Origin of the sequence: Streptomyces sp. NPDC047017 (assembly GCF_040644175.1) — a bacterium.
Lineage (GTDB): Bacteria > Actinomycetota > Actinomycetes > Streptomycetales > Streptomycetaceae > Streptomyces.
The window spans coordinates 1-20,436 of record NZ_JBEYVW010000023.1; the positions used below are offsets into that span (position 1 = coordinate 1).

14 protein-coding genes and 2 tRNA genes are annotated in these 20,436 nt (G+C 74.3%); 5 read left to right on the forward strand and 11 right to left on the reverse strand.

The window, feature by feature from the left end; genetic code table 11:
* The 6 genes from ABZ858_RS31040 to ABZ858_RS31065 form a co-directional block, all read right to left on the reverse strand.
* Nucleotides 1-1,825: ATP-binding protein (locus tag ABZ858_RS31040; protein ID WP_361386041.1), on the reverse strand; the 1,825-nt coding region annotated here is incomplete at its 3' end.
* Nucleotides 1,822-2,559: a response regulator transcription factor gene (locus ABZ858_RS31045; RefSeq protein ID WP_361386043.1), complete on the reverse strand. Its 738-nt coding sequence runs from the start codon at nucleotides 2,557-2,559 to the stop codon at nucleotides 1,822-1,824. The genes ABZ858_RS31045 and ABZ858_RS31040, both read right to left, overlap by 4 nt.
* Nucleotides 2,560-2,653: 94 nt before the next feature.
* Nucleotides 2,654-3,559, reverse strand: a complete 906-nt coding sequence (locus ABZ858_RS31050) for a DUF2797 domain-containing protein (RefSeq protein WP_361386046.1) — start codon at nucleotides 3,557-3,559, stop codon at nucleotides 2,654-2,656.
* 109 nt (nucleotides 3,560-3,668) lie between these two features.
* Complete coding sequence (locus tag ABZ858_RS31055; RefSeq protein WP_361386407.1) at nucleotides 3,669-5,123, reverse strand: hypothetical protein; 1,455 nt, start codon at nucleotides 5,121-5,123, stop codon at nucleotides 3,669-3,671.
* Between the two features lie 206 nt (nucleotides 5,124-5,329).
* Nucleotides 5,330-5,402: transfer RNA gene (locus ABZ858_RS31060), tRNA-Arg, on the reverse strand.
* 246 nt (nucleotides 5,403-5,648) lie between these two features.
* Nucleotides 5,649-5,739 (reverse strand) — tRNA-Ser (locus ABZ858_RS31065).
* Between the two features lie 193 nt (nucleotides 5,740-5,932).
* Between ABZ858_RS31065 and ABZ858_RS31070 the strand changes: the two genes are divergently transcribed.
* Both ABZ858_RS31070 and ABZ858_RS31075 read left to right on the forward strand, forming a co-directional pair.
* Nucleotides 5,933-6,436, forward strand: coding sequence for an SSI family serine proteinase inhibitor (locus tag ABZ858_RS31070; RefSeq protein WP_361386049.1), 504 nt, complete (start codon nucleotides 5,933-5,935; stop codon nucleotides 6,434-6,436).
* Nucleotides 6,437-6,706: 270 nt separating this feature from the next.
* A complete protein-coding gene (locus ABZ858_RS31075; RefSeq protein WP_361386052.1) occupies nucleotides 6,707-11,524 on the forward strand; it encodes a PAS domain-containing protein in 4,818 nt (1,605 codons plus the stop codon).
* A 133-nt stretch (nucleotides 11,525-11,657) separates the two neighbouring features.
* Here ABZ858_RS31075 and ABZ858_RS31080 read toward each other — a convergent pair whose 3' ends face one another.
* Complete coding sequence (locus ABZ858_RS31080) at nucleotides 11,658-12,236, reverse strand: TetR family transcriptional regulator (protein WP_361386055.1); 579 nt, start codon at nucleotides 12,234-12,236, stop codon at nucleotides 11,658-11,660.
* A gap of 78 nt (nucleotides 12,237-12,314) precedes the next feature.
* Here ABZ858_RS31080 and ABZ858_RS31085 point away from each other — a divergent pair, with 78 nt between their 5' ends.
* Complete coding sequence (locus ABZ858_RS31085; RefSeq protein WP_361386058.1) at nucleotides 12,315-13,535, forward strand: MFS transporter; 1,221 nt, start codon at nucleotides 12,315-12,317, stop codon at nucleotides 13,533-13,535.
* 134 nt (nucleotides 13,536-13,669) lie between these two features.
* On the opposite strand, the gene ABZ858_RS31090 is transcribed toward ABZ858_RS31085, so the two are convergent.
* From ABZ858_RS31090 to ABZ858_RS31100, 3 genes are all read right to left on the reverse strand, one after another.
* A complete protein-coding gene (locus ABZ858_RS31090; RefSeq protein WP_361386061.1) occupies nucleotides 13,670-15,346 on the reverse strand; it encodes a long-chain fatty acid--CoA ligase in 1,677 nt (558 codons plus the stop codon).
* Between the two features lie 342 nt (nucleotides 15,347-15,688).
* Nucleotides 15,689-16,246 carry a SigE family RNA polymerase sigma factor gene (locus tag ABZ858_RS31095; RefSeq protein WP_361386064.1) on the reverse strand — a complete coding sequence of 186 codons (558 nt, stop codon included), beginning with the start codon at nucleotides 16,244-16,246 and terminating at the stop codon, nucleotides 15,689-15,691.
* Nucleotides 16,247-16,575: 329 nt separating this feature from the next.
* Entirely contained in the window at nucleotides 16,576-16,887 is a 312-nt protein-coding gene (locus ABZ858_RS31100; protein WP_361386066.1) for a hypothetical protein, read from the reverse strand.
* Nucleotides 16,888-17,286: 399 nt separating this feature from the next.
* Between ABZ858_RS31100 and ABZ858_RS31105 the strand changes: the two genes are divergently transcribed.
* Both ABZ858_RS31105 and ABZ858_RS31110 read left to right on the forward strand, forming a co-directional pair.
* The gene (locus tag ABZ858_RS31105; RefSeq protein WP_361386069.1) at nucleotides 17,287-18,171 is read left to right on the forward strand and encodes a bifunctional DNA primase/polymerase; all 885 of its coding nucleotides are present in this window, start codon (nucleotides 17,287-17,289) and stop codon (nucleotides 18,169-18,171) included.
* A 112-nt stretch (nucleotides 18,172-18,283) separates the two neighbouring features.
* A complete protein-coding gene (locus ABZ858_RS31110; protein ID WP_361386072.1) occupies nucleotides 18,284-18,817 on the forward strand; it encodes an NUDIX hydrolase in 534 nt (177 codons plus the stop codon).
* On the opposite strand, the gene ABZ858_RS31115 is transcribed toward ABZ858_RS31110, so the two are convergent.
* Nucleotides 18,795-20,141: a hypothetical protein gene (locus tag ABZ858_RS31115; protein WP_361386075.1), complete on the reverse strand. Its 1,347-nt coding sequence runs from the start codon at nucleotides 20,139-20,141 to the stop codon at nucleotides 18,795-18,797. The two genes, ABZ858_RS31110 and ABZ858_RS31115, sit on opposite strands and share 23 nt — an antisense overlap.
* Between the last annotated feature and the right edge of the window lie 295 nt (nucleotides 20,142-20,436).

Here is a 20,436-nt window from a genome sequence, read left to right on the forward strand (position 1 = left end):
CGGGGGCGGCGGGGGCGGCGGGGGCGGCGGGGCCAGGGGTAGCGGGGCCAGGGATAGCGGGGGCGGCCGAGGCGGCGGAGCCGGGGGCGGCCGAGCCAGGGGTAGCGGGGGCGGCCGAGGCGGCGGAGCCGGGGGCGGCCGAGCCAGGGGTAGCGGGGGCGGCCGAGGCGGCGGAGCCGGGGGCGGCAGAGCCAGGGGTAGCGGGTGCGGCCGAGGCGGCGGAGCCGGGGGCGGCAGAGCCAGGGGTAGCGGGTGCGGCCGAGGCGGTGGAGCCGGGGGCGGCGGCCGGCCGGAGTGCGGGCAGCCGCACGGTGAACGCGGTCCGGCCGGGCTCGCTGTGCACGGTGACGGCACCGCCGTGCGCGCTCACCACGGCCTGCACGATGGCCAGCCCGAGCCCCGTGGAGCCGGTGGCGCGCGAGCGCGCCGAGTCGCCGCGCGCGAACCGCTCGAAGACGTGCGGCAGCAGCGGGGGCGGGATGCCCGGCCCGTCGTCCTCGACGTCCACGCACAACCACGGCCCGCGCCGCCGTACCCGTGCGGTGACGGTCGTCCCGGGCGGGGTGTGGGTGCGGGCGTTGGCCAGCAGGTTGACCAGCACCTGCTGGAGCCGGGCGGCGTCGGCCGACGCCGGGACGTCCTCGCCGGGCAGGTCGAGGCGCCAGGTGTGGTCCGGCCCGGCCGCCCGCGCGTCGCTGACGGTGTCCACGACCAGCGGTACGAGGTCGGTCGGCTCGAACCGCAGCGGCCGGCCCGCGTCCAGCCGGGCGAGCAGCAGCAGATCCTCCACGAGGAGGGTCATCCGGCCGGCCTCGGACTCGATGCGGGCCAGCGCGTGCCGGGTGTCGGGGCCCACCTCTTCCCCGCCGCGGCGGGTCAGTTCGGCGTAGCCGCGGATGGAGGCGAGCGGGGTGCGCAGCTCGTGGCTGGCGTCCGCGACGAACTGGCGGACCCGGGTCTCGCTCTGCTGCCGGGCGTGCAGCGCGCCGTGGATGTGGTCCAGCATGCGGTTGAGCGCGGTGCCGACCTGGCCGACCTCGGTGCGCGGGTCGGTCTCCGGTTCCGGCACCCGTTCGCTGAGGTTCACCTCGCCGGTGTGCAGGGGGAGTTCGGAGACCCGGGTGGCGGTGGCGGCGACCCGGCGCAGCGGGCGCAGGGCGACCTCGACGATGGCGGCGCCGGCCAGGGAGGCGGCGATCAGGCCGGCGACGGTGACGCTGATCTCCACCAGGACGAGCGTGTTGATGGTGCCGTCGACGTAACTGGTCGGCAGGGCGACGTAATAACTGCCGTTGGGGCCGGTGCGGTACTCGACGCGGTACCCGCCGAGGCCCGGCAGGTCCACGGTGCGGCGGGCGCCGTCGGCCTGGGGCACGGTGGCGAGCGCGGCGGCCTGCCCGCCGGTCAGCTGCTCGGCGCTCATGTGGAAGTCGGAGCTGGACTTCTCGCCGCGCCGGGAGTCGGTGATCCGGCCGTCCTCCACCCGCGCGACGACGGTCGACCCGCTCGGCGGCTGCGGGCCCTTGGTGACGAAGTCGGCCAGGTCGACGCGGCGCGGGACGCCGCCGCCCGGCCCGACGCCCGCCCCGCCGCCGGTGCCGGGCTGGTCCGGCGGGCGGAACTGGCCGGACGCCCGCGCCGCGACCTCGCGGAGCTGCTCGTCCAGCTGCTGGTACAGATGGGAGCGCAGCGCCAGGGTCGTCACCGTGCCGATCACCGCGCAGACCACGGCGATCAGCACCAGGGAGGCGACGACGAGCCGCGTGCGCAGGGTGCGCGGCTGGTGCCCCCGCCTGCCCGTACGCGGCCGTCGCCGTCCGTTCACGACACCGCGGGCTTGATCAGGTAACCGGCGCCGCGCCGGGTGTGGATCATCGGCTCGCGGCCCGCGTCGATCTTCCGGCGCAGGTAGGAGATGTACAGCTCGACGACGTTGGCCTGGCCGCCGAAGTCGTACGACCACACGCGGTCCAGGATCTGCGCCTTGCTGAGCACGCGCCGCGGGTTGCGCATGAGGAAGCGCAGCAGCTCGAACTCGGTGGCGGTCAGGTGGATGTTGTCCCCGCCCCGCGACACCTCGTGGCTGTCCTCGTCCAGGGCGAGGTCGCCGACGACGAGGACGGACTCGGGCCGCCGGTCGGTGGCGCCGGAGCGCCGGATGAGCCCGCGCAGCCGCGCCACGACCTCCTCCAGGCTGAACGGCTTGGTCACGTAGTCGTCCCCGCCCGCGGTGAGCCCGGCGATCCGGTCCTCGACGGCGTCCTTGGCGGTGAGGAAGAGGACGGGCACGTCGGGCAGGTCACGGCGCAGCCGCCCCAGGACGGTGAGCCCGTCCATGTCGGGCAGCATCATGTCGAGGACGACGACGTCGGGCCGGAACTCGCGCGCGCACTGGAGGGCTCCCCGCCCGTCCACCGCGCTGCGGATCTGCCAGCCTTCGTACCGCAGCGCCATGGACAGCAGTTCGGTGATGGACAGCTCGTCGTCCACGACAAGCACCCGGACGGGGCTGCCGTCCGGCCTCAGCAGTTCGGTGCGCCCCTGAGAAATCGTGGTCATGGCGGACACCTTGGCGGCGTCCTCTGAGAGCACGCTTTTCCGCGTCTGTGATTTCTCTGAGAAACGCACAGCCGTCTCTCAGGACGGTCCTCCGTCAGAACAGCCCGTCCTGTACTCCTGCTCCCCTCGCCGTCCCGAACTCCCGTACCGGCACGGTGAACCCACCGCCACCGCCACCGCCACCGCCACCGTCGGCGGAGGCCGGCCCCAGCTCCCAGCCGGTCATCAGTCGGGTGTCGAGCACGACCGGGCCGCCCGCGGCCGCCAGGTGCAGATCGGGTCCGGCCACGGCGAGCAGCTCACCGCTGACCCGCCCGCCCGCGACCAGCTCGCTCACCTGCCCCACGGCGGCGGGCAGTCCGGCCAGCCCGAACACCTCCCAGTGGTCGACCGGCCGGAACGGCGCCGGCCGCAGCGATTCGGGCCACCCGTCGAGCCCGCTCGCCCGCGCGTGCAGCTCCGCCGTCTCCGCGGCCCGCTCCGCCGCCCGGTCCGGCAGCGCCGACCGTACGGCCCGCTTCGCGGCGTACGGGATCCGGTCGGGGACCCGCAGCGCGGCGCGCAGCAGCTCCTCGGTGCGGCGCGCGGCCATCAGCGGCCCGGTGCCCAGCCAGCTGAAGCAGACGGCACCCTGCTCCAGCAGCCGCGCCGACCCGCGCTCGGCCGCCGTGATCCCGACCTTGGTCATACCGGGGCCGAACCACGCCAGATAGACGCGGTACGGCCGCGGGTCGTCCGCCCTCGTGTCGGCGGCCACCGAGTGCGCCCGGTCCAGCCGAGCGCACTGCTCGCACCGCGCCCCCGTGCTCCGCCCCGGCACGACCGCCCGCTCCGCACACTCGTTCCCCCGCGCCCCCACGCACCGCCGCTCCCCTCCCTCCGCCACCGAGAAGGCCACCCGCCGCCCCCGCACCAGCCCGCTCTCCGCCCCACCCCGCCACCCCAGCACGGGCCCCTCCGCGCCCCACCGCAGCCCTGAGCACTTCCACATACGCGCCATCACTCATGAGCGTAGGGGGGACCACTGACAACGGCGGCGTACCGGCGGACGGGGGCGCAGGACAAGGACCGCGAGGCCGGAGACCGGGCCCCCGCGGTGCCCGCTCCCCTCAGTGGCGGGAAGCGCGTCGCTCGTACACCGTGACCCGGCGGCCGCGGACCTGTTCGTCCGCCGTGACCGTGAAGTAGTCCCGCAGCACGGACACCTTCGTCCGGTCCGTCGCGGCGGTCACCGGTTGCGCCACCCGCGTCGCGTCCGTCACCAGCAGGACCCGCCGCTGGCCCAGCATCGCGGCGCGGATACGGGCCGGTTCCGCCTCCACGCCCTTCAGGGTCCCGGACTTCTCCGGACTCTCAGCCAGGGCGATGTCCCGCAGGCCCAGGAAGGCGTCCGGGGAGACGGTCCGGGTGTCCCGCCGGGCGGCCGGGACGAACAGCACGGCGTTCCCGGGCTCCTTCATCCGGCGTACGTGCGACGCGACCGCCAGGACGTCGTCCACCCGACTCGACGGGGACCGCTTGGCCAGCGACTGCGGCAGCAGCGCCGCCGTCGCCACCACGATCACCGTGGGGAGGACCCACACCGACGCCCTCGGCTGCCGGGCCCCGACCGCCCGGACCGCCACGCCGATCACCGCGCCGATCAGCAGGGCGAGCCCCAGCAGGCTGAAGAGGACGTACCGGTCCAGGAACAGGGGCTGGACCAGTGAGACGCCGAGGAGGCCGAGCTGCGGCACGGCCAGCAGCGGCAGCCCGACGGACGCCGACGACAGCCGGCCCGCCCGTGGTCTGTCCAGCGGGACGCCGACGCCTCCGATGGCCAGCAGGACGGCCGGGCCGATCAGCATGTGCCAGGTCAGCGGCGGTATCCACGACACCTGCCCGGACTGGCCCCGGCTGAAGAGGATCAACGGCAGCACCCCGGCCGTGGCGGCCACGGCGGCCGCCGCCCAGCGGATGCGCGCTCCCCGGCCGGCCCGGGACCAGGCCACGGTCGCCAGGTGCGCCGGCAGGATCATCAGCGAGAGCCAGTTCAGGAGCCCGCTCGCCAGGACGGTGCCGCCGTAGGCGACCCAGCGCGCCGTCCCGCCGCGCCCCTGGAGCAGGGTCACGAGGAGCAGGGTGGAGATCCCGGCGCCGGCCGCGACCAGCGCGTACGGCCGTCCCTCCTGGAGGTAGAACTGCACGGCCGGAAGCAGCCCGAGAGCCATGCCGCCCGCCAGCCCCGCCCACAGGCCGGCCAGCCGCAGGCCGATGGCCCCCACGCACGCCGCCGCCACCCCCATGGCCAGCACCGAGGGCAGCCGCAGGGTCGTGGTGCCCGGGCCGAAGCACTCGAACAGGGCGTGCATCAGCAGGTAGTAGCAGCCGTGCACGACATCGACGTTGCCCAGCATGTGCCAGATCTCGCCCGTGGACCGCTGGGCCACCTGCCAGGTCGCGGCCTCGTCCCGCCAGACGCTGTCCTGCCGCGACAGCCCCCACAGCCCGAGGCCCCAGGTCCACACCAGCGGTACCAGCCAGACCAGGACACGAGCACCGCGCGGACCGCCCGGCGACGACATGGACGCCGCACCGGCCGGCCCGGCGGGGCCGGCCGACGAGCGGAACGGGTGCGCGAGGCGCGTGAAGCGCATGAAGCGCATGAAGGAAGGCTTCCGGAACGACGACTGCGGGACAGCGATCAAGGATGCCATCACGCCAGCGACGTGCCGGCGCGGAATACGGAACGACAGAGGCCCCGGATCTCTCCGGGGCCTCTGTCGCAATGTGCACTCGGCAGGATTCGAACCTGCAACCTTCTGATCCGTAGTCAGATGCTCTATCCGTTAAGCTACGAGTGCTTGTTCTTTTGTTTTGCCCTCGCTCCCGGTTCCTTTCGGCCCCGCTCGCGGCGACAGGAAGAACATTACATGACTGCCGCCGTCATGTGAAATCCATTCCCCTCACCCTGTCTGACCTGCACAAACGCCGTCACGGGGGTCGGGAGCGGATGTGGAGCGGAGGGGACGGGGGAGGGCCACGGGGAGCCGGGTGCGCGGAAACGCAGAAGCCCCGGTCCTGGGGACCGGGGCTTCGTCGATCATGCGCGGAGGCGGAGGGATTTGAACCCTCGATGGGCTTTAAGACCCAAACCGCATTAGCAGTGCGGCGCCATAGACCGGACTAGGCGACGCCTCCAGCACAACCCTTCACACGCGAGCGCGCGAAGTGGTGCGTGCAGATGATGACACACACAAGCGGGGCGTCACCAATCGCCTCCCACGGTACTAGGCAGGCGGGGCCGCAGGCAAAGCCCTCGTGACGGGGCGGGGCGGGGCGGCCCGGCCGGACGCGGGCGCAACGTCCGGGCGCCCGCCGCGTTAGACCGGGCATGGTCCAGACGCAGATCAGCCTCCCCTCCGTGCGCCGCCCCGTGCGGCGGCTCCTCCTCGGCGTGTCCGCCTCCGCCGCCGCGTTCGCCGCGCTCTGCGCCGGCCCCGCGGCCGCCGCCACCGGCGCGCCGCCGCCCGTCCGGGACGAGGACCGGGCCGGCGACCACCTCACCGTCACCGTGCGGCACGCCGGACCCGGCAACGACGGCACGTTCGAGCTGTACTGCCACCCGCGCGCGGGCACCCACCCGAATGCGCGGGGCGCCTGCGGGGCGCTCGACCGGAGCACGCGCTGGGGCCGGGACACCTTCGCGCCGGTACCGGAGGACGCCGTCTGCACGATGCAGTACGGCGGCCCCGCCACCGCCCACGTGACCGGGACCTGGGCCGGACGCCCGGTGGACGCGACGTACGACCGCCGCGACGGCTGCCAGATCGGCCGCTGGGACCGGCTGGTGCCGCTCCTGCCGGACCTCGGCACCGCCGCCCCCGGCCGCCGGTAGAAACATGTGAGGCGAGCTGGTCGGGACACGCGGGATACGGGCGAAGCGGAACCGCACGGTCACAAGTTCGACGTCACTTCCTCGTGCGACCTCCCTCTCATCCGGCGTCGCGAGCGCAACCTCAGCGCTTAGACTCCCTCGCGTGACACGTCGCGGGCCGGTCGGCAGGATGACCCCCGCGGTCGGCAAGGTGCGGTAACAGGGAGGAAGCGTCTCGTGAGCAGCAGGCCATCCCGAGGCGCTGCTCGCCTCGCTGCCATACTCGACGCGTTGCCCGACGCGCTGGTGCTGGTCAACGCCAACGGCACCGTCGTCAACGCCAACACCATCGCGCTGGAGGCCTTCGAGACGCCGGGCACCGCCCTGGTCGGGCGCGGGCTGCTGGACCTGCTGCCGCAGTTCGACTCCCGGCTCATCCCGGGCTCCATGCGCCGGCCCGACCACATCGACCCGCGCGCCCGCACCAAGCCGACCCGGATGATCGCCCGGCGCACCGACGGGAGCGAGTTCCCGGTCGAGGTCACGAGCGCGAATCTGCAGAACGGCCAGCAGGCCTACGACGGCTCCGGGTACACCGGCGACGAGCTGCTGATGCTGGTCGTGCGCGACCTGTCCGGCACCGTCGACACCGAGGCCGAGCTGGCCCGTTCGCAGCGGCAGACCGAGATGATCCTGCGGGCCGCCTCCGAGGGCGTGGTCGGCACCGACACCGACGGCCGGATCGTCCTCGTCAACCCCGCCGCCGCCCAGATCCTGGGCTACCGGGCCGGCGAGCTGGGCGGCCGCGAGCTGCACACGCTCGTCCTGCACTCGCGCGGCGACGGCGCGCCGTTCGCGTACGAGGAGTCCCCGCTCGCCGACACCCTGCGTTCCGGGCGCAAGCACCGGGTGCGCGGGCAGGTGCTGTGGTCCAAGTCCGGGGACAAGGTGCCCGTCGACCTGACCACCGCCCCCGTCCGGGACGGCGACCAGCTGGTCGGCGCCGTGATGACCTTCACCGACCGCCGGCCCTTCGACGCGCTCGCCGACGAGAAGACCACCGCCGAGCAGCGGCACGCGGAGCGGCTCGACCGGCTCGCCGAGGAGCACGCCGCCGGACTCACCGCCCTGCGCGAGCAGCACGCGGCCGAGATCGACGAGCTGACCGAGCGCCACGCCGAGGAACTCGCCGCGAACGAGGAGCGCTACGCCGCGCTCGGCGAACGCGAGAAGGACCGCTTCGAGGCCCTCGCCGCCCGCCACGAGCAGTTGCTGACCCTGCTGGGCGGCTCCCTGCGCGGCCCGCTGGACGAGCTGCGCCGCGAGCTGGCCGCCCTCGCCGCCGACGACGCCGGGCAGCTGTGGCCCGAGGCCAATCAGGTGCTGCACCATCTCTCGGCCGGTTACTCCCGTATCACCACCCTCATCGACAACGTCCTCTCCTACCAGCGGCTCGACATCGGCAGCGAGGAACTCACCCGGACCAAGGTGATGCTCGACGCGGTCGTCACCGCCGGTGTGGACGGGGCCGTGGAGCTGGTCGGGCCCGGGCGCGTGCAGTTCGCCGTGCACGCGCCCCCCATCGAGGCCGAGGTGGACCCGCGGCGCCTGGCCACCGCCCTCGCGCACCTCGTCGCGGACGTCGCGGGCGTGGACGCGACCGGCAACGCGCCGGTGTCGGCGGCCGGTTACATGGACAACACCGTCGTGGTCGCGGCGGCGCAGCGCGGCGAGGTCGTACGGATCGAGGTGCGCGGCCCGTACGCCGGCGGCGACCCGGTGCACGAGCCGATCGTGCGCGGGATCGTCCGGGCGCACGGCGGCGTGCTCCAGACGCACGACGTCCCGGGGATGAGCGGCAGCGCCTACGTCCTGGAGGTGCCGCTCGGTGGCGGGGCGGGCACGATCGCGGCCGGTTACGCCCAGCTCCCGGCCGCTCCGGTGCCGGGCATGGGTGTGGGTGTGGGTGCGGTTACAGGTCTGGGCGCGGATGCGAGTGCGGTTACGGGTGTGGGTGCGGGCCTGGTCTCGCTTCCGGGGCCCGTCCCGGGGCAGGTCGCGCTGCCGGGGCCCGTCCCGCCGGGTCAGGTTCCGCTGCCGGCTCCGGCTGCCGGTGCCGGGCCGGCGGGCGGGGGCGGGGGCTCCGCGCAGATCGCGCTGCCCGAGCAGGCCGCGGGCGGTGGCGGCCGGCGGCGGGCCCGGCGGGGCTCCACGGACGCGTTCCTCGACGCCGACAGGGACGGTGACACCCCCGTTCCCACGTCCGCTTCCGCTCCCGGCGGTCCCTCGGTTCCGACCGGGCGGCGCAGGAGGCGTACGGCCGAGGAGGCCGCGCAGGACGGCGTGGCGCACTCGGACGGTTCCGGCGGTACGGGACGGCGGCGCGGCCGGGCCGCCGACGACGCGGAGGTGTCCGAGGGCGCCGTGGTGACCGCGGCCGAGCATGCCGCGGGCACGGCGGCGGCCGGTTCCGGCCTGGGCGGTACGGTGCCGCCGCAGGGCGTACCGGTGCCCGAAACCGGGGCTTCCGGACGGCGGGCCCGGCGTGAGCCCGGGGAACAGCAGGCCCTGCCGCCCGCACTGCCCTCGGCGCCGGCCGCCGGTACCGGTGCGGACGCCGAGGCCGGCGCGGGTGACGATGGTGCCCAGCCGACCGGGCGCCGTCGGCGTGCCCTGGCGGCGGCCGGCGAGCGCGCCGCCGCGCAGGAGGCGGCTCCCCGCACGGTGTTCGCGCTGCCGCCCGCCGCGGAGGACCGGCCGGCCGCCGAGTCCGACGCGGCGCAGGGGATGCCTGTGCCGCCGGTGCCGAACGGGCCGCACGGCACCTCCGTGCCCTCTGCTCCCTCTGCTCCCTCTGCTCCCTCTGTTTCTTCTGTTTCTTCTGCTCCCTCTGTTTCGCCTGTTTCCCCTGTGCCGCAGGGGGCTGGGTCCCGCGCGGCGCATGTGCCTCAGCAGGCGCAGGCGGCCGAGGACCAGGGCCAAGGCCCGGCGCAGGCGCACGTTCCGGCCCAGGGCGCCGGTGCCGGTGCCCGCGCCGGTCTCGCGAACGCCGTCGGCGCCGATGAAGGGCGGCACGACGCCGCCGCCCACGACCAGGCCGACGACCACACCCCGCCGCAGCCGCACCCCACGACCGCGCCCACGGGCCGGCGGCGGCGTGCGGCGGCGGCCACCGCCGTACAGGCGGACGGCGGCCCGGCACCGGCGGCCCCGCAGGCCGCGACCCCGCAGGCCGCGACCCCGCAGGCCGCGACCCCGCAGGCCGCGACCCCGCGGGCCGCGTCCGGGCAGCCGGTCGGTGGCCCGCAGGCCGCGGCGCAGCCGGTGCCCGGCCAGCAGCCGCCCGTGCAGAGCCCGTCAGCCCCGTCAGCCCCGTCGGTCCCGTCCTCCGGGCCGGTGGCGGGGCCGCCCGCGCAGGCCGTGCAGGGCCCCGGCGCACCGGGGCGGGCGGCCCAGGGCCGTCCGCTGCCCGCCGAAGCCGTCTCCGCACCGGACGCCCCCGTACCGGCCGCCCCGGCGCAAGGCACTCCGGCCTCGGCCGGTCCGGTGCAGGGTGCCGCCCCCGCGCCGGGCACACCGGCCGGAAGCACCCCCGCCTCCGCCCCGGCTGCTCCGGCGCAGGCCCTGCCCACTCGGCCGACCCCGCCCCCGGCCTCAACCCCGGCCCCGGGCACCACCGCCCCACAGGCCCGGCCCACCCCGGCGACCGGCACCCCGCTGCCGCCCGAGCAGACCGGCGGCCAGACTCCCGGTCAGGCCCCGATCCTTGGCTCCACCACCGGCCCCACCACCGGTCCTGCGGCCCATCCCGCCACCGGTCCCCGTGCGGCCCAACCGCTGCCCGCCGAGGCCCCCGAAGCACCCGAGGCCGCCGCCGCGCCGGTCGATCCCCACTCCACTCAGGGGCGGGCGATCAGCGTCCGTACCCTCGGGCAGGGCGTGCCCTTCAGCCGGCAGGCGGCCCAGGTGCAGCAGCCCACGGCCACGCCGCCCCCGCACGCGCCCGGCGGTTCCGGCCGGCGCCGCAAGCTGGGGACGCCGCCGGACCCGGCCGCCGCGCCGCGCCCGGAGTCACGGCCGCAGCAGCAGCGGCCCGAGCAGGCGGCGGCCCGCCCGCATCCCCCGGCCGAGCGGCCCGCCGCCCAGCCGTCCCCGGGCGGCACCCTCGCGGCCCCGGCCGTACCCCCCGTCCCCCCGGCGGCACCCACCGCCCCGCCGGTCCCGGCCGGGCAGCCCCGGCGGGCGCCGGGCACCGAGGGCGCCGGGCGGTCGTACGCCATAGGCGCCCCGGACGAGAACGCCGCCGAGGGGCCCGAACCGCTGGACGGTCCGGGCGGTGCCGTGGAGGTCGCGGACCCGCCGCGGCCGCAGCCGATGGACGACGAGCTGCCGCCGGAGCCGCTGGACAACCCGCGCCGGCTGCTGGTCTGGCCGGCCCCGGACGTCACCACGCAGCAGGCGCTCAGCGACCGCGGCTACCGGCCCGTCATCGTGCACTCGCGCGAGGAGGTCGACGCGCAGATCGCGGCCTTCCCCGCCGCGCTGTTCGTCGACCCGCTGACCGGCCCGATCACGCGCACCGCGCTGCAGTCGCTGCGCCAGGCCGCGGTGGCCGCCGAGGTTCCGGTGCTGGTCACGGCCGGGCTCGGGCAGGCGAGCCGGGAGGCGGCCTACGGCGCCGACCCCGCGGTCCTGCTGAAGGCGCTCGCCCCGCGCGACAGCGAGCAGCACCCGCCGCGCGTCCTGCTGGTCGAGGAGCACGCGGAGATCGCGCTGGCGCTGACGGCGACGCTGGAGCGGCGCGGGATGCAGGTGGCGCGGGCGGCGAGCGACGGTGACGCGGTGGCGCTGGCGGACCAGTTCCGGCCGAATCTGGTGGTGATGGACCTGATGCAGGTGCACCGCCGCCGGGCCGGGATCCTGGACTGGCTGCGGGCGAACGGCCGGCTCAACCGCACCCCGCTGGTCGTCTACACGGCCGCCGTCGACCAGGCGGACCTGCCGCGGCTGGCCTCCGGTGAGACGGTGCTGTTCCTCGCGGAGCGGTCCACCAGCACCGAGGTGCAGACCCGGATCGTCGATCTGCTGGCCCGGATCGGCACCAACTGACGTACGCGGCGGGGCGGGGCGGCCGTACGACCGACCGGGCGCCGACCAACCGTACGACCGCCCGGGCGCCGACCGACCGTACGACCGACCAACCGTACGACCGGGCGGCCCTCGGACCGGGCCGCGCACGCGGTCACTTCGCGACGAGCCTGCGGGCCGCCTCCTTGATCGAGGCCCGCAGCCGTTCCTCCGCGCGGTCCTCGGCGCCGACCATGATCCGCTTGATCTGCGGGACGACGACGGCCCAGTCGGCCAGGGCGACCAGCAGGAACATCAGGTCCTGCGCGGGGATCGCGTCGCTGATGACACCCCGGTGCTGGCCGTCCTCGATGGCGGCGACCTTGCGGCCGTAGTGGGCCTGGCGCTCCGCCTCGTCGGGCAGTTCGGCGGCGCCGTACTCGATGCCCTCCCAGAACAGCAGGCGCAGCAGCTCGGGATGGGCGGCGTGGTAGTCGAGCAGCCGGTCGACGTAGCCCTCGATGTCGTCCGGGTCGACCGGCACGGACGCCGCGAGGTCGACCATGCGGCGGCTCAGGACCTGGGAGAACAGCTGCGCCTTGTTGCCGAAGTAGGCGTAGATCAGCTGCTTGTTGGCCTTGGCCTGGGCGGCGATGCGGTCGATGCGGGCGCCCGCGATCCCGTACCGGGCGAACTCGGTGACCGCCGCCTCGAAGATACGGGTCTTGGTCGCCTCGGGGTCCCTTGCTGTCATGGGACACAGGGTAACCAATCGGGCCGGGTAACCAACCATTTGGTTGACAACGGAACCGCTCCGCCCCAGACTGCCCCCATGCCTCCAACCAACCAGTTGGTTATCGAAGCCTCGACGGCCGGGTCCGCCACCGAGCCCTGCTCCGGCAGCCGCCGCCGCTCCCCCGACCTCTTCCTGGCCCTCATCGCCCTCTGCACGGCCGTCACCGCCGGGAACATCTACCTGGCGGCCCCGCTGCTGCCGCTCATCGCCCACGACGTCGGCTCGGCACCCTCGGCCGTGGCCTGGATCGCCTCCGTGGCGCAGTTCGGGTACGCCACCGGCCTGCTGTTCTTCGCGCCGCTCGGCGACCGGGTGAACCGCCGCCCGCTGGTGGCCGCGCTGTCCGTGGCGACCACCGCGGCCCTGCTCGTGGCCGCGGCCGCCCCCGGCACCGGCGCCCTGGCCGCCGCCGTGTTCGTGGCCTCCGCCACGACCGTCGTCCCGCAACTGCTGGTCCCGCTGGTCGTCGAACGCGCCCCCGCCGACCGGCGCGCCCGCCATGTCGCCGCGGTGATCGCGGGCCTGTTCACCGGCATCGTCGCCGCCCGCGTCCTCGGCGGGCTGGCGGGAGGGGCGTTCGGCTGGCGCTGGGTGTTCGCCGGCGCCTCCGCGCTGACCCTCGTCCTCGGACTGGCGACCGCCCTCGCCCTGCCGTCCGAGCCCCGTCGCGGCACCGGGCCGCTGCTGTCCGGCGTCGCCGCCCTGCCCGCGCTGCTGCGGCACTCGCCCGGGCTGTGGCGGGCGTGCGCGCGGCAGGCCGGCATGTTCGGCGCCTGGAGCGCCCTGTGGACCTCGCTCACGCTGCTGCTCACCGGGCCGGCGTACGACCTGTCGACCGCGGCCGCCGGGCTCTTCGGCCTGTTCGGGCTCACGGCCGGCGCGGTGGCCCCGCTCGCGGGCGGGCTGGTCGACCGGTTCGGCGCGGCCAGGGTCGTCCGGACCGCGTACGTCCTGGCCGCCGTGTCCGTGCCGCTGTTCTGGCTGGGCGGGCGCACGATGGCGGCGCTGTTCGTGGCCGCGGTCGCGCTGCACGCGGCCCTGGCGGCCTCCCAGATCGCCAACCAGACGCTGGCCCTGACGACCACCTCCACCCCGGCGACCGCCAACACCGCCTACGTCGTCTCGGGCTTCGCGGGGGCCGCCCTCGCCTCCAGCGTGGCGGGCCCCGCCTTCGCCCACTGGGGCTGGTCCGGGGTGTGCGCGGTGGCGGCGGTGTGGCTGGTACTGGGGTGGACGGCCACGGCCGTACGACGGTGAAGCGGGCGCTACGTCCGTGAAGCCGGCGCTACGCCCATGAAGCCGACGCCAAGTCCGTAAAGTGGGCGCTACGTCCGTGAACCCCGGCCCCGCTCTCCCCGGAGGCCACCCCCCTGGTCTCCCGTATGCGGGGCTCAGAGGCTGGTGACGTCCAGCTCCCCGTCGGCGTACCGCTTGCGCAGCGCCTTCTTGTCGAACTTGCCGACGCTGGTCTTGGGCACCGACCCGACGATCGTCCAGCGCTCCGGGAGCTGCCACTTGGCGATCCCGCCCTCCCCGGCGAGGAAGGCGCGCAGTGTCCCGAAGTCGGCGGTGGCGCCCTCCCGGAGGACGACCGTGGCCAGCGGGCGCTCGCCCCACTTGTCGTCGGGAACGGCGACGACGGCGGCCTCGGCGACGTCCGGGTGGGACATCAGGGCGTTCTCCAGGTCGACCGAGGAGATCCACTCGCCGCCGGACTTGATGACGTCCTTGGCCCGGTCGGTGAGGGTGAGGAAGCCGTCCGGGCTGATGGTGCCGACGTCCCCGGTCCTCAGCCAGCCGTCCTCGCTGAACTTGTCGCGGGGGCGCAGGGGGGCGGCGTCGGGGCCGTTGTAGTAGGCGCCGGCGATCCACGGGCCGCGCACCTCCAGCTCGCCCGCCGACTCGCCGTCCCAGGGCAGCCGTACACCGCCGGGGCCGATGAGGCGGGCCTCCACACCGGCCGCGAAACGGCCCTGCGTGACGCGGTAGGCGAACTCCTCGTCCGTGCCGAGCGCGTGCGCCGGGGGGCGGGCCACCGTGCCCAGCGGCGAGGTCTCCGTCATGCCCCAGGCGTGGCGGACCCGCATGCCGAGCCGGTCGAACGCGGCCATCAGGGCGGGCGGGCAGGCGGCGCCGCCGATGGTGACCTGGGTGAGGGTGGAGACGTCGCGCGGGCGGGCGGTCAGCTCGTCGAGCAGGCCCTGCCAGATGGTGGGGACGGCCGCGGCGTGGGTGGGCCGCTCGCGCTCGATCATCTCGGCGAGCGGGGCGGGCTGCAGGAAACGGTCCGGCATCAGCATGTTGATGCCGGTCATGAAGGTGGCGTGCGGCAGGCCCCAGGCGTTGACATGGAACTGGGGGACCACGACGAGCGAGGTGTCGTGGTCGGTCAGGCCCATGGACTGCGCCATGTTGACCTGCATGGAGTGCAGGTAGATGGAACGGTGGCTGTAGACCACGCCCTTGGGGTCGCCCGTGGTGCCGGAGGTGTAGCACATGGCGGCGGCCTGGCGTTCGTCCAGCTCCGGCCAGTCGTAGGTGACCGGCTTGCCCGCGATCAGGTCCTCGTACTCGTGCACCGGGACGGGGGAGCCGGCGAGCGGGGCGCGGTCGCCGGGGCCCGAGACCACGATGTGCCCGACCGTCCTGAGCCGCGGCAGCAGCGGGACGAGCAGGGGGATGAGGGAGCCGTTGACGAGGAGCACGCGGTCGGCCGCGTGGTTGATGATCCAGGCCAGCTGATCGGCGGGCAGCCGCAGGTTGAGGGTGTGCAGGACCGCGCCCATGGAGGGGACGGCGAGGTAGGCCTCGACGTGCTCGGCGTTGTTCCACATGAGCGTGGCGACCCGGTCGTCCCCGCGGATTCCGAGGTCGTCGCGCAGGGCGTTCGCCAGCTGCACCGCACGCGCGCCCGCCTCGGCGAAGCTGCGCCGCTGCGGCTCGTCCTCCCCGGTCCAGGTGGTGATCTGGGACCGCCCGTGCACCAGCGTCCCGTGCACGAGGAGGCGGGTGACGGTCAGCGGTACGTCCTGCATGGTGCTCAGCACGGCGTCCTCCCGGAACGGCATGGCCTACGCGGTAGTAGGGGGGTGCGCTGATTCTGCGCACATACCACGCGGTATGTCACTACGCCCGGGGAATCGATCAGATCACGTCCGGCGACGGCGACCGCACCGGCCGGCGGGCGGGAGTCGCCGCACGTCAGGGGAGGGTGGCGCCGTACGGACCGCGACCGGCCGGCAGGCGCGTACCGTCATACGGGCCGCCGAACGGACCGCGCCGTGCAGACCGCGCCGTACGGACCGCCGCCGGTCAGCAGGCGCGAGACAACAGGTGCGGGTCAGCAGGCGCGAGACAACAGGTGCGGGTCAGCAGGCGCGGGTCAGCAGGCGCGGGTCAGCAGGCGCGGGTCAGCAGGCGCGGGTCAGCTCGGGGTCGTCCCGCAGTTTGCCGAGCGCGCGGGAGACCGCCGACTTGACCGTGCCCACGGACACGCCGAGCACCTCGGCCGTCTGCGCCTCGGAGAGGTCCTCGTAGTACCTGAGTACGACCATGGCCCGCTGCCGCGCGGGCAGCCTGACGATCGCCCGCCACATGGCGTCGCGCAGCGCCTGCTGCTCCGCCGGGTCGGGAGCGCCGGGCGCGGGCTCCGGTTCGGGCAGCTCGTCGCAGGCGAACTCGTCGACCTTGCGCTTGCGCCACTGCGAGGTCCGGGTGTTCAGCAGCGCCCGGCGGACATAGCCGTCCAGGGCCCGGTGGTCCTCGATCCGCTCCCACGCCATGTACGTCTTGGTCAGCGCGGTCTGCAACAGGTCCTCCGCGTCGCACGGGTTCGCGGTCAGCGACCGGGCGGCACGCAGGAGCACCGGCTGGCGGGCCCGCACGTACGAGGCGAACGACGGGTACGCCGGACTCTGCGTCCCCGCTACGGCGGGGGTCGACGCGCTGGTGCAGACGGGTGTGGTCATGCCCTCCACGCTAGGAGCGGCTTTCGCGCCCGGGATCGCCCGCAGGTCCCGAAGCGGGGTCCATCTCAGGTTGTAGGGGTGGGGCCGGCCGCACCTCCTGAAGGTGGACGAGGAGGCCGGCGGGGGTACGGGTTCTCCCTGGGGAGGGCGGTCGGGGGACTGCCGCGGGACGGAGCATCGGGGACCCCGGGCGCGGCGTGGACCGGACCCGGGAAACGCCTGCGCGGCAGCGCCGAAGCACCGCCGCGCACACGTGTGTCACATCCCCACAAGCACACCCACGGGGTCCGGGCCGGCGGGTCCCCTTCGTGCGCGCCGGCCCGCCCGGCTCACCAGAGGTGGGTGAAGTGGACGGCGACGTTCTCGTTGCCCTGCTGAATGGCCGTGAACGCGGAGCCGTTCACCTGGGCGGTGTTGTTCTGGTTCGAGGCACCGGAACCGACCGCCTGCTGCTGCGTGGTGGACGAGTTGCCGTTGTTGTTGTGGCCGACTCCGCTGCCGACGACACCGGCGATGCCCGCGTTCGATCCGTTGCTCGCGAAGGCGCCGTTGTCCGCGGCCGCGATGCCGGTGAAGAGGGCGGCCGCGAGAGGGATGGCGGTGACGGCGGCGAGAACGCGGGCGGTACGGATGTTTGCCATGTTGCTCCTCCAGTAAGAGCTGCGCGCCGGCTGCCTGCCGGAAGCACGTGAAGCTGCGTGAAGCTAGCTGAACTACGGCTTGCACCAGGGAAGTTGGCCGACCGCCCCGGGTGTCTCTCACGACGTCGCGAGATCAGATTTGCCCACCGCTCCCCGGCGAACCACCCCGGAAGTCCCGATTACCACTCAAGCGTGATGAGAAGTCGATAAACCCCTTTCACCACCTTTCGCGCCCCGGGCCCCCTCGCGGGCCGGGGTGCGCCCCCTCGCCTCCCGGTCACCCCCAAGGGATGAAGCGTTCCAGCAGACGACCGGCGGAAACGAACCGATGCGCGCGCCCCCGGCGCACCACACGGCCACCCTCTTCCCCCACCCGAACATTCGTACGAAACTAAATCCATGGCCGCCCCAGACCGGAAGGCCGCGCCCCTGGCCCTCGCGCACGCCCTGTCAGCCGCCGAGCGCGGCCTGGCCGTCCTCCCGCTGTCCCGGACGAAGCTCCCGGCCCTGCGCTCCCCGCACCGCGACGACCCGCACCCGGCCCGGCCGCCCTGCCACGGCGCGTGCGGACGCCCCGGCCACGGCGTCCACGACGCCACCACCGACCCCGCCCGCGTCCGGGAACTGTTCGCCGCCGCCCCCTGGGCCACCGGCTACGGCATCGCCTGCGGACTGCCGCCGTACCACCTGATCGGCATCGACCTCGACACCAAGCCGGGCACGGACGCCCCGGCCGCCCTGCGCGTACTCGCCCGGCGCCACGGCTTCACCCTCCCCGCCACGGTCGTCGTCCTGACCCCCAGCGGGGGCCGGCACCTCTGGCTGAGCGGCCCCCCGGACACGGTCGTCCCCAACTCGGCCGGCCGCCTGGCCCCTGGCATCGACATCCGCGGCGCGGGCGGCTACCTGGTGGGCCCCGGCTCCCGCACCACCCACGGCACGTACACCCTCACCCCCGGTACCGCACACCTGCCCCCGGCCCCCTGCCCACCCCCCTTGCTGCACCTGCTGCTACCCCCCTCCCCCCGGCCCCACCACCCCCTCCCCCTCCCCTTGTCCGCCGCCGCACGGCACGGCCAGGGCCTGGTGCGGTTCGTCCTCGACGCCCACGAGGGCCAGCGCAACACCCGCCTGTTCTGGGCGGCCTGCCGCGCCTACGAGAGCGGCCTCGGCCCCACCCTCGCCGCCCCACTCCTGGCAGCGGCCCTCCACACCGGCCTCCCCGAACCCGAGGCCCACGCGACACTCGACTCGGCGGCGCGGGTGACGGGGCATCACCCGTAGGGCTCGTTGCGAAAGCGGCGCCCGCCGGAGGCAGGCCGACCGGCCTCCCACGGCCGCCTTCACCCAACCGCTGCTCTGCGATGCTGGAGACCGATCGAGAGGGGCCGCAGCGATGCAGTGGAAGATCCACGGGGAACGTCCGATCTACGAGAACAGCTGGGTGAACCTGTGGCTCACCGACGTCGAGACACCGGACGGAAACCGCTGGGAGCACCACGTGGTGAAGCTCCGGCACCTGGCCGTGGCCGCGGTGGTCAACGAGCGGCGTGAGGTGCTGATGATGTGGCGGCATCGTTTCATCACGAATGCATGGGCGTGGGAGCTGCCCATGGGACTGGTGGAGGAGGGTGAAACTCCGGCAGAAGCGGCCGCGCGTGAGGTGCTGGAGGAGACCGGCTGGCGGCCCGGGCCCATCAAGCCGCTGATCTACGCCGAGCCGGCCAACGGCATCACCGACTCCCAGCACCACGTCTTCCGGGCCGACGGAGCGACGTACGAGGGGCCGCCGACCGAGAAGAACGAGTCCGACCGGATCGAGTGGATCCCGCTGGCCGACGTGCGGGGCTTGATCGACCGCCGCGAGATCGTCAGCAGCGGCTCCCTCGTCGGACTGCTCTACCTACTCATGGACGAGGCGACCCGCTGACCTGGCGGGGCAGCGCCTCACGCAGCCGGGACTCGAACGCCACCGCAGCCGGTTCTCGGCAAAAGGGCTCCAATTGCTCGTAGAACTCCCTGATGTGGCCGACGACTCGCTGTGAGCCGACGCTCGCCGCCGGAGCCAGGGCGCCCCTGGCCGTGTGGCACGCCTCGTCGAGCTTTCCGCGCTGGAGCTGAGTGCGGGCGAGCCAGAAGGCGTGGAAGGCGCGGCCCCGGTGGTTCGTCCGGTGCTCTCGGCGCAGGGCGTCCGCGATGAGAGGTTCGGCGAGGGCGGCCTCGCCCAGGCGGCCGTGCGCGATGCCGGTGTCCACGATCAGCTTCGGCTCATCGAAGTAGGCGACCCACACCGGGTCCGGATCGCTGTCGCTGATCCGCCCGAACTGGGTGTGGGCTTCCGAGATCGCGGTGTGGGTCGCGCCATGGTTCCCGAGGGTGGCGTGTGCGAAGGCTTCGCGCATCGCGAGCATGGCCAGGACACGCGGTGTTGTTCCCGCGGCCGCCCGGGCCTGGTCCTGAGCCGCTGTGACGAGTGCGAGGGCGTCGCCAGGCTTGTCCTGGTAGGTGGCCTGAAGGCTCATGCAGGCGAGGACGTTCGCCATGAACTGACGGTCGTCGATTGCCTTGGCCAGGCCGAGGGCTTCGGTGAAGTAGGCGCGTGCCTGGTGGTACTGGCGGGCGTCGAAGTAGGTCCATCCGGTGAGCCGGGCCAGCTCGGCCGCGATGCTGTGCAGACCGTCCCGCAGGGGAGCGGGGCGCTGCTCCTTGAGGAGATCGACGACGTAGCGGAGCTGGCCGACGACGGCCGGTCGTAAGGTCTCACCACCGTGTTCGTCATCCCGGCGCCAGTAGTCCGCGATGGACGAGTGCAGTGCGTCCAGCGTCGAGGGGCTGAGGTCCCGCTCGGCCGCCAGGGCGAGGATGCTGTCGACGTCCGCCCCTGGCAGCCCGGCGGCCAGCGGTTCGACGGCTGCGGTCGGCGCCTCGGCCGCCTCGCGGGGCATGACCGTCAGGCTGGGCGGTGTCTCCCAGGAGCGTCGGGCAAGGCCGAGCATGTGTCCGGGGATGCGCAGTCCGTCCGAGATCCGTTCGATCACGTCCATGTGCAGCAACTGCCGTCGCCCTGCGATCACCTCGCCCACGCGGCTCGGGGTCAGGTCGCAGCGGCGCGCGATCATCGACGGATAGATGCCCGCTCGTGCTTTGACCAGCTGAAAGACGCGGCCGAAGTCCCTGGTCCGGCATGCCGCGATCATCACTGGGTCCGTGAGCAGGCTGACCGGAAGTTCCTCTGAGCGAGACGGGTCGGGCATGGGGGCACGCTCCGGCATGAGGACTACGGATCGCAACTCTTGGTCAACCGAGGGTGATGCTATCCAAGTTGGGTAATCCGCTTGGCCTTTCTGAGCGATCCCGCGCATCGCGATGCTCCTGGCCATGGCGAACAGACAGGACGACGTTCGGATGACACTGCGGGTCTCGCGCGACTCCGGTCGGACGTGGGGCCCCCTCACGGAGGTACGAGTGGGCGACGACCCGCTGCCCCCGGACAACCCCGGCCGCTTCCCACCGTGCGCCTGTCGCCGGTGCGCGGAGGGGGGCCGGAAC

Bases quoted from the DNA above. Each gene is read 5' to 3' on its own strand.
- ABZ858_RS31105 (WP_361386069.1), top strand. From the start codon at position 17,287: ATGGCCGCCCCAGACCGGAAGGCCGCGCCCCTGGCCCTCGCGCACGCC.
- ABZ858_RS31080 (WP_361386055.1), bottom strand. From the start codon at position 12,236: ATGACAGCAAGGGACCCCGAGGCGACCAAGACCCGTATCTTCGAGGCG.
- ABZ858_RS31100 (WP_361386066.1), bottom strand. From the start codon at position 16,887: ATGGCAAACATCCGTACCGCCCGCGTTCTCGCCGCCGTCACCGCCATC.
- ABZ858_RS31110 (WP_361386072.1), top strand. From the start codon at position 18,284: ATGCAGTGGAAGATCCACGGGGAACGTCCGATCTACGAGAACAGCTGG.
- ABZ858_RS31050 (WP_361386046.1), bottom strand. From the start codon at position 3,559: ATGGCGCGTATGTGGAAGTGCTCAGGGCTGCGGTGGGGCGCGGAGGGG.
- ABZ858_RS31055 (WP_361386407.1), bottom strand. From the start codon at position 5,123: ATGTCGTCGCCGGGCGGTCCGCGCGGTGCTCGTGTCCTGGTCTGGCTG.
- ABZ858_RS31095 (WP_361386064.1), bottom strand. From the start codon at position 16,246: ATGACCACACCCGTCTGCACCAGCGCGTCGACCCCCGCCGTAGCGGGG.
- ABZ858_RS31070 (WP_361386049.1), top strand. From the start codon at position 5,933: ATGGTCCAGACGCAGATCAGCCTCCCCTCCGTGCGCCGCCCCGTGCGG.
- ABZ858_RS31045 (WP_361386043.1), bottom strand. From the start codon at position 2,559: ATGACCACGATTTCTCAGGGGCGCACCGAACTGCTGAGGCCGGACGGC.
- ABZ858_RS31115 (WP_361386075.1), bottom strand. From the start codon at position 20,141: ATGCCCGACCCGTCTCGCTCAGAGGAACTTCCGGTCAGCCTGCTCACG.
- ABZ858_RS31085 (WP_361386058.1), top strand. From the start codon at position 12,315: ATGCCTCCAACCAACCAGTTGGTTATCGAAGCCTCGACGGCCGGGTCC.
- ABZ858_RS31090 (WP_361386061.1), bottom strand. From the start codon at position 15,346: ATGCCGTTCCGGGAGGACGCCGTGCTGAGCACCATGCAGGACGTACCG.